The organism is Myxococcus sp. AS-1-15, from assembly GCF_020037055.1.
Lineage (GTDB): Bacteria > Myxococcota > Myxococcia > Myxococcales > Myxococcaceae > Myxococcus > Myxococcus fulvus.
In genome coordinates, this window is sequence record NZ_JAIQDF010000014.1 from 237,511 (window position 1) to 250,788 (window position 13,278).

Genomic DNA, 13,278 nt, shown 5'->3' on the forward strand with positions numbered 1-13,278 from the left:
TGAGCTAACCCTTCAAGTCGGCCGGCTGTCGGGCGAAAGAAGGACGAGGGCCCCGGAGGGCTGGTGCTCAGGGCGCCTGGGGCGGGACGGGCGGGCGACGACGCACCAGGACGAAGAGGGCGCTGCCCAGGGCGACGAGGGCGCCGCCCGCGAGGCTCTGGAAGCGGCCCAGCTCGTGTGTGGCCTGCTGGAGCAGTTCGCACTCGGGTCCGGACAGCCCCGTGCACTCCAGCGTGCCGAACAGGCCCCTGAGGCCCGCGGCGAAGAGGCCCAGGCCGCCGAGGAGCAGACCTCCGGCCAGCCCCAGCGCGGCGGCGCGCGGCAGCGAGGGCTTGGGAGGGGGCGGCGGAGCGGAGGGCATGGTGGGAGGGTAGCTATAGCCGCGAGCGGCGGGCGGGCTCAACGGGCGAGGGGCAGGCCGCGTATGCTCGCGCACCATGCGAATCCTCTACGGTGTCGTCGGCGAAGGCATGGGCCATGCGACGCGCTCCCGCGTGCTCCTCGAGGAGCTCACGAAGAAGCACGAGGTCCACATCGTCGTCTCCGGGCGGGCCCAGGACTACCTGGCCAAACGCTTCCAGAACGTGCACGGCATCTGGGGGCTGACCTTGGCGTACGAGGGCAACTCGGTGAAGAAGTGGCAGACGGTGCTGCAGAACCTCACCGGCGCGGTGAAGGGCTGGCCGCAGAACGTGCGCCAGTACTTCGAGCTGGTGGACGACTTCAAGCCCGACGTCGTCGTCAGCGACTTCGAGTCCTTCAGCTACCTGTTCGCGCGCACCCACCGGCTGCCCGTCATCAGCGTGGACAACATGCAGGTCATCAACCGCTGTCAGCACGAGCCGTCGCTGCTGGCCGGGTACGAGGACAGCTTCGAGACCTCGCGCGCCATCGTGAAGGCGAAGCTGCCGGGCGCCTTCCACTACCTGGTGACGACGTTCTTCTACCCGCCCGTGCGCAAGCGCCGCACCACGCTGGCCCCGTCGATCCTGCGGCCCGAAATCATCGAGGCGAGGTCGGAGCCCGGCGAGCACCTGCTCGTCTACCAGACGTCCACCACCAACACCGCGCTGCCGGACATCCTCAAGGCCGCGGGCATCCCCTGCCGCGTGTACGGGCTGCGAAGGGACCTCACCGAGGACCTGGTGGACGGCAACCTCACGTACCGGCCGTTCAGCGAGAAGGGCTTCATCGACGACTTGCGCACGTCCCGCGGCGTGGTCGCCAGCGGCGGCTTCACGCTGATGAGCGAGGCCGTCTACCTGCGCAAGCCCGTGCTGAGCATCCCGCTGGAGGGCCAGTTCGAGCAGATCATCAACGCCCTGTACCTGGAGAAGCTGGGGTACGGGATGTACGTGAAGACGCTGACGGTGGACGCGCTCAAGGAGTTCCTTTCGCGCGTGCCGCGCTGCCAGCAGGCGCTCCAGGGCTACGAGCAGGAGGGCAACACGAAGATGCTCACCGCGCTCGAGGAGCAGCTCGCCCTGGCGTACGAGCACCGGGGGCACTGGGCCATGGAGATGGCCCAGGACTGACGCCCCGCGCGGCGCCCCTGTCAGTGCAGGGGCACGTCCTGGTTGTTGTTGCGCTCCGCGGCCCTGCGCGACAGCTCGGTGAGCCAGGAGCGGGTGAGGGGCGTCTGGCTGTCGACGCCTCGGTGCGCGTCCTGGCTGCTGCTCTGCGGGAGCAGCCGGTTGGCCCAGGCGAGCAGCGTGGCGGTGAGCTCGGGCGCGAGCGCGCGGCCCACCGCGCCCAGCTTCGCGGCCGCGCCCACCAGCACCTCCGCGTCGCCCCGACGGCAGCCGTCCAGGATGAGGCGCGCGGAGCGCTCGGCGCTCACGGAGACGCCGGGCAGCGAGTCGCTGATGGAGAACCACGCGTACTCCGCCTCGTGCTGGCCCTTGAAGCGCGCGTTGAGCGGGCTGCCGGTGCGCATGAGGCCCGGGCACACGGTGGTGACCCGGATGCCGTCCTGGCGCAGCTCCGCGCGCAGTCCATCCGACAGGCCCACCAGCGCGAACTTGCTGGCGGAGTAGGGCAACAGGTGCGGCACGCTGAGCCTGCCGCCCACGGAGGCGATGTTGACGATGCGCCCCTCGCGCCGCTGCTTCATCGCGGGCAGCACCGCGAGCGTCGTGTACAGGGGGCCCCACAGGTGCGTGTCCACCGCGTCCTCGAAGTCCTCCACCGTCATGGACTCCATCGGCCCCACCTGGATGGTGCCCGCGTTGTTGATGAGCACGTCCACCGCGCCCCAGTGCTCCAGCACCGCGCCCACCATCGCCTCCACCTGCACGGAGTCGCGCACGTCGCACGGCAGCGCGAGCACCTCGCCGCCCTCGCGCTCCAGCTCCTCGAGCGCCCGCTCCAGGGACTGCGTGTCGCGGCCGCACAGCGCCACGCGCGCGCCCTCGCGCACCAGCTGGCGGCAGAGCACCAGCCCCAGCCCGCGCGAGCCGCCGGTGACGAGCACCGTGCGCCCCTCGAATGAATAGCGCGGGCGTCTGAGGAGCCCGCGCAGCCCCAGCGCCGCGCCGATGCCGGCCGCCGCCAGCGTGCCGGGGGTGAAGCGCGCCGCCGTCCTGTTCTTGCGCCAGTCCGCCATGAGGTGACCTCCGGGAAGCCTTCAGGGCGCGGGAGCCGCGGCCGAGGTGTCGTACTGGGTGAAGCGCTCGAGCAGCGGGCGCACGCGCCGGGCCGCGTCCTTGCCGCACAGGTGGTGGCGCAGCCGCCCGTCCGCGTCGAAGACGAGCCACGCGGGCGTCTGCTTCACGCCGTACGCGCGGGCCATGGAGCCGTCATCCACGGCGATGGGGTAGACCAGCCCGTGCTCGCGCGCGAAGGCCTCCACCGCGTTGGTGTCTCGCAGCTCGCTGGCGGAGTGGGTGACGTCCACGCCGATGACCTTCAGCCCGCGCGGACCGAACTCCGCGAGGAAGCGCTGCAGGGACGCGAAGTCGTTGGCGTCCGCGTCCTCGGCCAGCGAGAAGAAGTGGAGGAGCACCGGCAGCTCGTCCAGCTCCGAGACGTGGACGGGCGCGTTGATCCACCCGCCATCCGGGTCCAACAGGGTGAGGGGAATGTCATGCGTGGGCATACGGGCTCCCGCGAAAGGGGCTGGGACTTGAGGGACGCTCCTCAAGCTATGCATCCCCCAACGCCCGCCCGGACCGGGGTGCCGGCCGCCTGCCCGGAGCAGAACGTCCGGCGCGGCTGTCGCTGGACGGCAGGCCCTCCGAGAGGGCAGACAGTCGCTCTCATGCGCATCCCCGATTTCAAGCTGGAGCGGTACTTCGCGCGCTGGGAGTTCGCCGCGCCCTACACGCTGTGCTCCTCCGACATCGAGGGCTGGAAGATGAAGGAGCTGCTGGCGCTCGCCGACCCGGACGCGCTGGGGCGCTGGGAGGCGCTCACGCTCGGCTACACGGAGGCCCCGGGGCTGCCCGCGCTGCGCGACGAAATCGCCACGCTCTACCCGGGCCTGTCGTCGGACGAGGTGCTGACCTTCGCGGGCGCCGAGGAGGCGGTGTTCATCCTGATGAACGTGCTCTTGGGTCCAGGCGACCACGCCGTCGTCACCTGGCCGGGCTACCAGTCCCTGTACGAGGTGGCGCGCGCCACCGGCGCCGACGTGACGCTGCTGCCCCTGCGCGAGGAGGATGGCTGGGCGTTCGACGTGGAGGCGCTTCGCCGCGCGCTCACGCCGAGCACGAAGCTGGTGGTGGTGAACTTCCCCCACAACCCCACCGGCGCGCTGCCGGACCTGGCCACGTTCCAGGCGCTGTGCGCGCTGTGCGACGAGCGCGGCATCCACCTGCTCTCCGACGAGGTGTACCGGCTGCTGGAGCACGACGCGTCGGCGCGGCTGCCCGCGGCCGTGTCGCTGTCGCCGCGCGCCTTCAGCCTGGGCGTCATGTCCAAGGCCTTCGGCCTCGCGGGGCTTCGCGTGGGGTGGCTCGCCTGCCGCGACGTGGACGTGCTGCGCCGGTGCATGGCGTACAAGGACTACACGACCATCTGCAACAGCGCCCCCAGCGAGGTGCTCTCCCTCATCGCCCTGCGCGCCAAGGAGCGCGTGCTGGCGCGGAGCCGCGCGCTGCTCGCCTCGAACCTGGCCCTGCTGGACGACTTCTTCGCGCGCCACGCGGACACGTTCCACTGGGTGCGTCCGCGCGCCGGCAGCGTGGCCTTCCCGCGGCTGCTCCGCGAACAGCCCGTGGCGCACTTCACCGACGCGCTCGTCCAGCGCGAGGGCGTGCTGCTGCTCCCCGGAGACGTCTATGACTTCCCGGGCAATCACTTCCGTCTCGGCCTGGGGCGCACCAGCCTGCCCGAAGCCCTGTCACGCCTGGAGCGCTTCGTCTCCGACACCCGGTGAGACAACACACGTGTGACAGAGGACGACGCATTGCGTCAGGTTTTGCGCCGGGTTCACGGTTTCCGTGTTCTCGACCTTTTACACCCCGAGACTCTAGAGTGGACGCTCCCCTGTCCGGTCCCCCACCCGACGGGCAGCTCCCCCACTCCGAGCCGGAGGCGTTCCACGATGAAGAAGCTGATGGGTACGGCGGTTGCCGCAGCAACGCTGTTGTTCGGTACGCAGGCCTTCGCGACCGACTACACGCTGTGGATTCACGGACGCAACGGTGGAACCACGCAGGCGGGCAACTACGCCGACTTCAGCTACTGGGGACCGGCCGGCACCGCGGCGGGCGTGAACAAGAAGGCGGTGAACTGGAACGGCAAGGAGCGCATCGGCGGGCAGAACGCGCGCATCCGCGACGCGCTCGACTGCTTCTGCACGGGCAACAACTGGTGCTACATCGCCGTGCACAGCGCGGGTGATTTGCAGATTGGCTATGCGCTCGCCATGTATGGGACGAGCCAGCGCACCAAGAAGAACGCGTCGCCCAACGCGAGCGGCGTGTGTGGCAACACGGACGGCTCCACCCAGACGGGCTGGAACATCCGCTCGGTGCGCGTGGCGTCCGGCGCCGGCGGCGGCAGCGAGCTGGCGGACCTGGGCGAGTGGGCGGTGAGCGAGCCGCTGGTGAGCGACCTGGTCACCACCACGGCGCGCACGATGTACAACCACAACGTCACGGCGGACGTGAAGTTCTACATGTACGCGGCCTCCAAGGGCACGCTGTACTCGGGGCTCCTGCCGGGCCAGGACGACGAGGCGGTGGCGTACCACTCGACGGGCGGCGTGTCGGGCAGCGCCGGCAGCTCGCTGTGCAACCCCGGTGACTGGTTCTGCGGCGGCACGCTGACCACGGGCACGGGGAAGACGAGCAACGGCCTGGCCAAGTGGCTCAACCACGACGTGAAGCTGCGGGACGACGGCGAGTCGTTCAATCACTACGCCAACGGGAACTGGGGCGGCATCGTCGCCAAGGTTCGCGAGGCCGTCGTGGCGGAAGCGAAGTAGGGACGTCGCCGCGAAGCACGCATGATGCCCGCCCGCCCTGAGTCCGCTCGTGTCTCCCTCCCGCGCCGTCTCGGGGGGGGCTTCGTGGTGATTGCGTTGGCGCTCGGAGGCGCGGCGTGGTGGCGATGGAGCGTGAGGTCCGGGCAGGGGGACGCTGACGTGGCGTCCGCCACTGCGCAAGCCGCCTGGAGGGGCTCGCCGGCCGGCCCCGCGTCCAGGATGGAGCGCATCGGTGACGGCGTGGGGCTGGCACAGGGGCCGTCGCCGAATGCGCAGGGCACGCACGTGTCGGTGGTGAACCTGGAGCAGCGCGAGCGCCTGGCCCGGCGGGAGCTGTGGGCCGAGCGACTGGCGCGGGCGAAGGAGACGCTGGAGTCGTATGTGGCCTCCACGCGATATCCGCCGCAGTCCCGCTCCATCCGCGACCATCCGGACCAGGTGGTGCTCGCCGAGCCGGAGCGCACGCGTCCGCTGAGCCGCGAGCACACCGACGTGCAGCTGCGGCTCAAGCAGGACCGGGTGTTCGTGGTGGGTGACGAGGTGGTGCTCTTCTCCGTGTCCTGTGAGGACGCGCACCGCGCGCCGAGGCCGTGCGAGGTGCTGTCCGCCACCGCGCGCGAGGCCGACCACATGCCGGGCGCGGGGGGCATGCCCGCGGTGCCGGTGGCCTTCACGGACGACGGCGCGGCGGGTGACGCGCTCGCGGGGGATGGTGTCTTCACCGGGCGCTTCCAGCCGTCGAAGCAGGGCTTCCCGCTGTACTCGGGCACGCTGCGCGTGGACGTGCAGGTGCGCTCGGGGCGCGCGGAGGGGTCGGCGTTCCTGGACATCCTCTACACGCCGACGCCGCCCGCGGTGCTCACGGGCAAGGTGCGCGAGGTGGTGGAGGATGGCTCGCTGTCCTTGTACCTGGGCATCGACGTGCGCAAGGCGGGGCGGTACGTCGTCGCCGGTCGTCTGGACGACGAGAGCGGCGAGCCCTTCGCGCACGTGTCCTTCAACGAGGAGCTGAAAGAGGGTGCGCGGGAGGTGAAGCTGACCGTCTTCGGCAAGCTCGTGCTCGACGACGCGCCCACGTTCCCGCTGCAGCTGCGCGACGTGGAGGGCTTCCTGCTCAAGGAGTCCGGAGACCCGGACCGCGAGCTGATGGCCACGAAGCGTGGCTATCTGCACACCACCCAGGTGTATCCGTCGTCCGTGTTCTCTCCCTCGGAGTGGCAGGGTGAGCAGCGCCTGCGCTACATCGACGAGTACCAGCGCCAGGTGGACGAGGCCCAGCGGGAGTACGACGCCACCTTCGAGGAGCCGAGCGAGAAGCGGCCTTGAGGGAGGGACGGGCCTGCCGCGAACGGCAGGCGTCGCCAGCGGCCCGGTGGGCTCGAGGCCGCGCGTGACGCGGCGGTTCGCGAGCTTCAGGTCGAGGTCGGCTCCGTGCCGCGCTCGGAGGCGGAGGGCTCGCCCAGGAGGTCGGCCTGGGCCACGGCGGGCTCGACGAAGACCGACTGCTCCGTGAGCGACGCCACCTGCTGCGAGAGCGCCTCGGCCGAGGCCTCGGTGACGACGCCCGGCGAGGCAAACGAATCAAGCGACGTCGCCGTGTCGACGGGCTGCGCGTCCGGCTGGAGCTCCACCGACTCCGCCACCACGTCCACGCCCTGCGCGCTCATCGCCGCGCTGACGGGCACGCTGGCCGCCGCGGGGTTCGCCGCGAGCGAGCCCATGACGCCCGCGAGCGCCGCGTCCCCCGGGCCGATGTCCTCCGGCACCATGTCGCCCAGGTCATCCAGGTCCGCGAGGAACTCGCTCGGCCCCGCCGGACGCACCGACGCGTCCATCCACTCCGCGGCCGCGTACCTCCCCGCGTCCAGTCCATCCGCGCCGCCCACCGCGTCCTCGAACCCGTCCATGTGCAGGTCGAGCGCCGGGTGCACCGGCCCCCACGCGTTGCCCGGCGGGTCCAGCATGGAGAGCAGATCCTCCGGCGCATCCACGCTGGGCGAGGACGTGTCCAGGTTCTGCAGCTCCCACGCGGCCTCGTCCGGCGACAGGATGTCCGAGGCATCCGGCACGCTCGCGCCCCCGCGACGCGACGACGGCCCCACCGCGTTGCCCGAGTCGCGAGGCGCGCCCAGCGACGAGGGAAGCTGCGAGCCCAGGCGCTGCGCGTAGCGGGGCGCGGCGGCCTCGAAGGAACTCTCCCCGGAGAAGACGCGCAGGGCGGCGTGGTCCAGCTCGCGCGTGTCGCCCGGCTCCATGTCCGCCGACTCCAGCGAGGCGAGGAGCGCGTCGGCGCCGTCCGCGCCGTCCACCTGGAAGTCGCTCTCGTCGGAGAACCCCCGGCGCACCTTCTCCACGGCCTCGAGCGACTCGCCAGGCTTCGTGGGCGCCACGGAGCCCACGTCCGCGTCCAGCGACGTGCGCCGCAGGGACGACAGGATGCTCGAGGACAGTCGGCGGATGGATGTCATCTGTCACCTCCCGGGACGCACGACGGGCTGCATCCGTATTGTCGGTTCTCCCACGGAGAAGTTGCCAGGGGACGGGGGGAGCGCGCCCATCACCTGGGGGGTACACCCCCCTTGGGATGGTCAACAATCGCGAGCCCCGGGCGCTTGCAACGTCCGCCAGCGAACGAGTGCGGGGCGCGCGCCGAGGTCCCCTGGCACTCAGGTCCCAGCCGTCACACAAAGAGAGGTATCCGTAGTGGGTGCCCACCTGGGGATGGGCGCTGGCCTCCCGCTTGCTGGGGGAGGGCCCGAGGAGGCGGTGTCATGCTGCGTTTCGAGAGCGCGGGACAGACCCATATCGGTCGCCGGCCCCACAACGAGGACTCCTACTGTGTCCTGCCGGAGCTGGGGTTGTACGTGGTGGCGGACGGGCTGGGTGGGCAGGAGGGCGGCGAGGTCGCCAGCCGCTGTGTGGTGGATACGTTCGCGGGCCTGGGCCAGCGATGGGAGCGGGAGCACGAGGCGGCGTGGCCGGAGGTGGCCGACCCCCGGCGCACGCGCGAGGAGAACCTGTTGGCGGCGTGCTCACAGCTCGCCCAGGCCAACCTGCGGGCTCAGCGGGTGGGCCGGCTGGCGGAGATGGCCTCCACGGTGGTGGCGCTCGCGGTGGGGCGGGACGGCGCGGCGGTGGTGCACGTCGGCGACAGCCGCCTGTACCGCCTGCGGGGTGGCCAGCTGGAGTCGCTCACCCGCGACCACTCGTTCATCGAGGAGCTGCGCGACGTGGGCATGGAGCCCCCCGGCGGCGCCTCCAACTGGCGGCACCTCATCACCCGGGCGCTGGGCACCGACAACGCGGAGCCCACGCTCCAGCGGCTGCATGCCCAGCCCGGCGACGTCTTCCTCCTGTGCTCGGATGGCCTCTACGAGCCGCTGGGCCTGGAGGGGCTGACTCGCAGGCTGTGTCTGTCCTCGGCGCGTGAGGTCTGCGACGCGCTGGTGGCGGATGCCTTCGAGGCGGGGGGCAAGGACAACATCACCGCCGTCGTCCTGCGTGTGGCCGACGCGTGAGAACACGTCAGTGAAGGTGGGAGGGTCAACCGGGGGCTCCCGGGTCATCCTCGCCTTACTGCGAAATCCCCGGATGTTGCGGTAGGGTGGGCCCTCCCGGTGGCGCTCCCATCCGGGGCCCTTCCCCCTCTCGTCCGACATCGCAGCGCATGACGCACAGCCTCGCCGCTCGTCTGACCGCCGCCATCACGCTGGTCATCCTGGTCCTCACCGCGCTGTGCGTGACGTTCACGGGCGTCGTGCTGCGCTCCCGGATGGACACGGAGCTGGCGCATTCCCTCACCCAGGACGAGTCCGCCTGGAGCCGGCTGGTGGCCCAGGAGGGCCGCACGCTGCGGGTCCTCCTGCGCAGCGCCGCGGCGAACGCCCGGCTGCGGGCGTTGTTGTCCGGGCCCACGTTGGACTCCGCCGCGCTCCAGGCGTTCGCCAAGGAGCAGCAGGCGCTGGTGTCGGTGGAGCTCTTGCTCATCACCCGGCCCGAGGGTGAGCTCGTCGCGGGCTCGTACGCGGGCGCGCTGCCCGCGCTCGTGGGGATGGTGAAGTCCGGCACGCCGGGCGTGCTGTTCGTGGGGGAGACGCCGTACTGGGCGGTGTCCCGGCCGGTGGAGGTGGACGGGCGTGGCGTGGGGCACCTGGTGCTCGGCAGCCGGTTCGACGACGCGCCGCTGAAGGACCTGCGCAACCAGCGGGGCGTGGAGCTGGTGCTGCACGCGGGCTCGCGGCTGGTGGCGCGCTCGGTGGACACGGTGTCGCCGGAGGCGCTGCTGGCGGCGGTGGACGCGGCGGAGGGGGAGGGACGGGTGGAGGTGGAGGACGTGAGCTTCCGCGTGGCGCGTCAGCCGGTGGGCGCGGGGCTGGAGCTGGTGCTCGCGCGGGACGAGAGCACGGAGGCGTCGCGCTTCACCACGGCGGTGGTGCTCATCGTCGGGTTGGGGTTGTTCACGGCGCTGGCGGCCGGCGGCATCATCTTCCTGTTGGTGCGGCGGATGACGGGCCCCTTGCGGGAGCTGACGGCGGCGGCGGCGCGGGTGGTGGCGGAGGGCGACTTCCGGGGCACGCTGGAGGTGCACTCGCGGGATGAGATTGGTCAGCTGGCGTCGTCCTTCGCGGAGATGATGGTGCAGCTGCGCTCGCTGCTGATGGCGCTGAAGGGCTCGGCGGAGCAACTGGAGGCCGCGGCGTCGCAGCTCACCGACTCCGCGACGGTGCAGAACGAGGCGGTGTCCCAGCAGGCGGTGGCGCTGCACGAGACGCAGCTGGCGGCGCAGCAGCTCCAGGAGAGCTCGCGCGCGGCGGCGAAGCGGGTGGAGACGATTCAGCGCGAGGCGGAGAAGGCGAGCGGCTTCGGTCAGGCGGGCGAGGCGGCGGTGTCCGGCAGCGTGGGCGGGCTCACGCACATCCGCTCGCATGTCGAGCAGATCGGCCGCACCATCTCCGAGCTGCATCAGCGCACGCGGCTGGTGGGCGACATCACCCGCACGGTGAAGGACCTGGCGGACCAGTCCAACGTGCTCGCGCTCAACGCGTCCATCGAGGCGGCGCGCAGCGGGGACCAGGGCCGGGCGTTCTCGGTGGTGGCGCGCAACATGCGCTCGCTGGCGGACCAGTCTGCGGGCGCGACGACGCGGGTGCAGGGCATCCTGGGCGACATCGGCCGGGCCATCTCGGACGCGGTGCGCATCAGCGAGGGCGGCGCGCGCGAGGTGGAGGGTGGCCTGGAGCAGGTGCGCGCGGCGGGTGAGAGCCTGCGCTCGCTGGCCGGCATCATCCAGAGCAATGGCCAGACGGTGAAGAGCATCTCGGACGCCGTGCGCCAGCAGGACGCGGGCATCGCGGAGCTGTTCGCCGCGCTCAGCTCCATGGCGGACGTGGCGGACCAGATTGTCGACCGCATGGCGGAGAGCGAGCAGGCCGCCATCCAGCTCTCCGCCGCGTCGGGCGAGCTCTCCGCCATCGTCGGCCGCTACCAGATTTGAGGGGCCCGCAGGCCCGTCGAGCGGCTCGCCCCCCCCCTGTGGGCTGCTCCGTGCGTCGAGGCGGGAGGCCGCTGATGGGCGGGACGAGGAGCGGCTCACCCCCACCGCTCGCAACCGGAGGCGTGGTGCTCCGCTTGGCGAGGCGCGGGCGGGCCGCGTGAGGCGCGACGGCCCCGTGCGTGAACGAGGGGCCGAGGCGCGGGCGCTCAGCCCAGCTCGCCGCCGTCGATGGCGTGCGCGGCGCCCGTGATGGCGCCCGCGGCGTCCGAGGCGAGGAACAGGCACAGCGCGGCCACCTCCTCCGGCTGGACGATGCGGCCCATGGCGTTCATCGACGCCAGCGCCTCGCGCGCCTGCTCTCCGCTGCGGCCCGTCGTCTGGGTGATGGCCGCCGTGGCGTTGGAGAACATGTCCGTCTCCACCCAGCCCGGGTTCACCGCATTCACCGTGATGTTCTTCTTGGCGTACTCCACCGCCAGCGCGCGCGTCAGGCCCAGCAGCGCGTGCTTGGAGGCGCAGTACGCGGACGTGTACTTCATGCCGCGCACCGCGGCCATGGAGCCGATGTTGATGACGCGGCCGCCGCCCTCCTTGGCCATCGCGGGCATCAGCTCCCGACAGAGGATGAAGGGCGCCGTCACGTTGATGGCCATCACCCGCGCCAGATCCTCGGTGCGCGTCTTGGTGAGCGGCGCGGACACGGTGATGCCCGCGTTGTTCACCAGCACCCGGGGCGTGCCCTCCGCGAGGATGGTCTTCGTCGCGGCCATCAGCGCGTCCTCGCTCGCCACGTCCACGACGAGCGGCCGGACACCCTCGCCGCCCTCCTTCGCGAGCGCCTCGAGGGCATCCGCCGCGCGGGCCAGGGCCCAGACGCGATAGCCCTCACGCGCGAAGGACAGCGCCACGGCGCGGCCGATGCCCCGGCTCGCACCCGTCACCACCACGGTCTTCTGGGTCGTCGTCATGGCGCGCGAGCCTAGCGCCCCCGGCGTCGACAAGGGGCACGTCTTCACCTGCGTTTCGCAGCCCGTCAGTGCCAACAAGCCCTCGCCCCGTTTGACGCTCCCCGAGGCGGGCACTAGGACGGCGCCATGGCACGTGCGGACATCACGGACTTGTTCCGGCTCGACGACCTGCTGTCCCCCGAGGAGAAGGCCGCGCGCGACACCGTGGCCGCCTTCGTGGACCGCGAGGTGCTCCCCATCATCGGCGGACACTTCCGCGACGGCACCTTCCCCGTGCACCTCATCCCCCAGCTCGCGGAGATGGGCGTGCTGGGCGCGAACCTGCACGGCCACGGCTGTGCGGGGATGAACACCGTCAGCTACGGCCTCATCCTCCAGGAGCTGGAGCGCGGTGACTCGGGGCTGCGCTCCTTCGCGTCCGTGCAGGGCTCGCTGTGCATGTTCCCCATCCACGCGTACGGCAGCGACGAGCAGAAGGAGCGCTTCCTGCCGGCCATGGCGCGAGGCAGGGCCATCGGCTGCTTCGGCCTCACCGAGCCCGACTTCGGCTCCAACCCCGGCGGCATGCGCACCCGCGCGCGCAAGGACGGCGACGGCTACGTCCTCAACGGTACCAAGACGTGGATTACGAATGGCGCCATCGCCGACGTGGCCATCGTCTGGGCGAAGACGGACGACGGCGGCCCCGAGTCCGTCCGCGGCTTCCTCGTGGAGAAGGGCATGCCCGGCTTCAGCGCGCGGGACATCCCCGGCAAGTTCTCCCTGCGCGCGTCGATTACCAGCGAGCTGTCCTTCCAGGACGTGCGAGTCCCCGCGCGCAACGTGCTGCCCGGCGTGGTGGGCCTGCGCGGTCCGCTGTCGTGCCTCAACAACGCGCGGCTGGGCATCGCCTTCGCCGTCACCGGCGCCGCCATCGCGTGCTTCGAGGGGGCTCGCGAGTACGCGCTGTCACGCGCGTCGTTCCACGGCAAGCCCGTGGCCGGCTACCAGCTCACGCAGGAGAAGCTGGCGGACATGCTCCAGGACATCGTGAAGGCGCAGCTGGTGGGCCTGCGCGTGGCGCGCCTCAAGGACGAGGGCAAGGTGACGCCCGTCATGGTGAGCCTGGCCAAGCGCAACAACGTGAAGAGCGCGCTGGAGATTGCCCGCGTCGCGCGGAGCATCTACGGCGCCAATGGCATCACCGACGCGTACCCGCCCGTGCGCCACATGCTGAATCTCGAATCGGTCTTTACCTACGAGGGCACCCACGAGGTGCACACGCTGGTGTTGGGCAAGGCCATCACCGGCCTCGACGCGTTCGACTGAAATGCCTCCGCGCGGGGCGCCTCCCCTCGTTCCGTTGGGAAGAGGGGAGGGCCTCGTGCGCTTCGCGGGGGCCTGAC

Annotated in this window: 12 protein-coding genes; 7 read left to right on the forward strand and 5 right to left on the reverse strand. The window is 71.4% G+C overall.

The features are described from left to right. Positions 1-67: 67 nt before the first annotated feature. Complete coding sequence (locus tag K8625_RS32145; protein WP_223784857.1) at positions 68-439, reverse strand: hypothetical protein; 372 nt, start codon at positions 437-439, stop codon at positions 68-70. On the opposite strand from K8625_RS32145, the gene K8625_RS32150 reads away from it, so the two are divergent. Next, positions 438-1,535, forward strand: a complete 1,098-nt coding sequence (locus tag K8625_RS32150; RefSeq protein ID WP_223784858.1) for an MJ1255/VC2487 family glycosyltransferase — start codon at positions 438-440, stop codon at positions 1,533-1,535. The two genes, K8625_RS32145 and K8625_RS32150, sit on opposite strands and share 2 nt — an antisense overlap. Before the next feature lie 20 nt (positions 1,536-1,555). On the opposite strand, the gene K8625_RS32155 is transcribed toward K8625_RS32150, so the two are convergent. Continuing rightward, on the reverse strand, positions 1,556-2,605 hold the full coding sequence (locus tag K8625_RS32155; protein WP_223784859.1) for an SDR family oxidoreductase: 1,050 nt from the start codon (positions 2,603-2,605) through the stop codon (positions 1,556-1,558). A 21-nt stretch (positions 2,606-2,626) separates the two neighbouring features. Continuing rightward, positions 2,627-3,097, reverse strand: coding sequence for a TlpA disulfide reductase family protein (locus K8625_RS32160; protein WP_141332529.1), 471 nt, complete (start codon positions 3,095-3,097; stop codon positions 2,627-2,629). Positions 3,098-3,259: 162 nt separating this feature from the next. Here K8625_RS32160 and K8625_RS32165 point away from each other — a divergent pair, with 162 nt between their 5' ends. The 3 genes from K8625_RS32165 (at position 3,260) to K8625_RS32175 (ending at position 6,757) form a co-directional block, all read left to right on the forward strand. Further along, positions 3,260-4,378 (forward strand): aminotransferase class I/II-fold pyridoxal phosphate-dependent enzyme, encoded by a 1,119-nt coding sequence (locus tag K8625_RS32165; RefSeq protein WP_223746428.1) that lies wholly within the window; start codon positions 3,260-3,262, stop codon positions 4,376-4,378. A gap of 168 nt (positions 4,379-4,546) precedes the next feature. Next, entirely contained in the window at positions 4,547-5,431 is an 885-nt protein-coding gene (locus K8625_RS32170; RefSeq protein ID WP_223746429.1) for a hypothetical protein, read from the forward strand. A 21-nt stretch (positions 5,432-5,452) separates the two neighbouring features. Further along, on the forward strand, positions 5,453-6,757 hold the full coding sequence (locus K8625_RS32175; protein WP_370640319.1) for a choice-of-anchor X domain-containing protein: 1,305 nt from the start codon (positions 5,453-5,455) through the stop codon (positions 6,755-6,757). 86 nt (positions 6,758-6,843) lie between these two features. Here the strand turns inward: K8625_RS32175 and K8625_RS32180 are convergent, their stop codons facing one another. Then, complete coding sequence (locus K8625_RS32180) at positions 6,844-7,899, reverse strand: hypothetical protein (RefSeq protein WP_223784860.1); 1,056 nt, start codon at positions 7,897-7,899, stop codon at positions 6,844-6,846. Positions 7,900-8,202: 303 nt separating this feature from the next. Between K8625_RS32180 and K8625_RS32185 the strand changes: the two genes are divergently transcribed. After that, on the forward strand, positions 8,203-8,949 hold the full coding sequence (locus tag K8625_RS32185) for a PP2C family serine/threonine-protein phosphatase (protein ID WP_194869534.1): 747 nt from the start codon (positions 8,203-8,205) through the stop codon (positions 8,947-8,949). Between the two features lie 149 nt (positions 8,950-9,098). After that, positions 9,099-10,925, forward strand: coding sequence for a methyl-accepting chemotaxis protein (locus K8625_RS32190; protein ID WP_223784861.1), 1,827 nt, complete (start codon positions 9,099-9,101; stop codon positions 10,923-10,925). Positions 10,926-11,131: 206 nt separating this feature from the next. Here the strand turns inward: K8625_RS32190 and K8625_RS32195 are convergent, their stop codons facing one another. Continuing rightward, positions 11,132-11,893 (reverse strand): SDR family NAD(P)-dependent oxidoreductase, encoded by a 762-nt coding sequence (locus K8625_RS32195; RefSeq protein WP_141332554.1) that lies wholly within the window; start codon positions 11,891-11,893, stop codon positions 11,132-11,134. 126 nt (positions 11,894-12,019) lie between these two features. Here K8625_RS32195 and K8625_RS32200 point away from each other — a divergent pair, with 126 nt between their 5' ends. Next, positions 12,020-13,201, forward strand: coding sequence for an acyl-CoA dehydrogenase family protein (locus K8625_RS32200; protein WP_141332553.1), 1,182 nt, complete (start codon positions 12,020-12,022; stop codon positions 13,199-13,201). Positions 13,202-13,278: the final 77 nt, after the last annotated feature.

Bases quoted from the DNA above. Each gene is read 5' to 3' on its own strand.
- K8625_RS32150 (WP_223784858.1), top strand. From the start codon at position 438: ATGCGAATCCTCTACGGTGTCGTCGGCGAAGGCATGGGCCATGCGACG.
- K8625_RS32145 (WP_223784857.1), bottom strand. From the start codon at position 439: ATGGTGCGCGAGCATACGCGGCCTGCCCCTCGCCCGTTGAGCCCGCCC.
- K8625_RS32155 (WP_223784859.1), bottom strand. From the start codon at position 2,605: ATGGCGGACTGGCGCAAGAACAGGACGGCGGCGCGCTTCACCCCCGGC.
- K8625_RS32160 (WP_141332529.1), bottom strand. From the start codon at position 3,097: ATGCCCACGCATGACATTCCCCTCACCCTGTTGGACCCGGATGGCGGG.
- K8625_RS32165 (WP_223746428.1), top strand. From the start codon at position 3,260: ATGCGCATCCCCGATTTCAAGCTGGAGCGGTACTTCGCGCGCTGGGAG.
- K8625_RS32170 (WP_223746429.1), top strand. From the start codon at position 4,547: ATGAAGAAGCTGATGGGTACGGCGGTTGCCGCAGCAACGCTGTTGTTC.
- K8625_RS32175 (WP_370640319.1), top strand. From the start codon at position 5,453: ATGATGCCCGCCCGCCCTGAGTCCGCTCGTGTCTCCCTCCCGCGCCGT.
- K8625_RS32180 (WP_223784860.1), bottom strand. From the start codon at position 7,899: ATGACATCCATCCGCCGACTGTCCTCGAGCATCCTGTCGTCCCTGCGG.
- K8625_RS32185 (WP_194869534.1), top strand. From the start codon at position 8,203: ATGCTGCGTTTCGAGAGCGCGGGACAGACCCATATCGGTCGCCGGCCC.
- K8625_RS32190 (WP_223784861.1), top strand. From the start codon at position 9,099: ATGACGCACAGCCTCGCCGCTCGTCTGACCGCCGCCATCACGCTGGTC.
- K8625_RS32195 (WP_141332554.1), bottom strand. From the start codon at position 11,893: ATGACGACGACCCAGAAGACCGTGGTGGTGACGGGTGCGAGCCGGGGC.
- K8625_RS32200 (WP_141332553.1), top strand. From the start codon at position 12,020: ATGGCACGTGCGGACATCACGGACTTGTTCCGGCTCGACGACCTGCTG.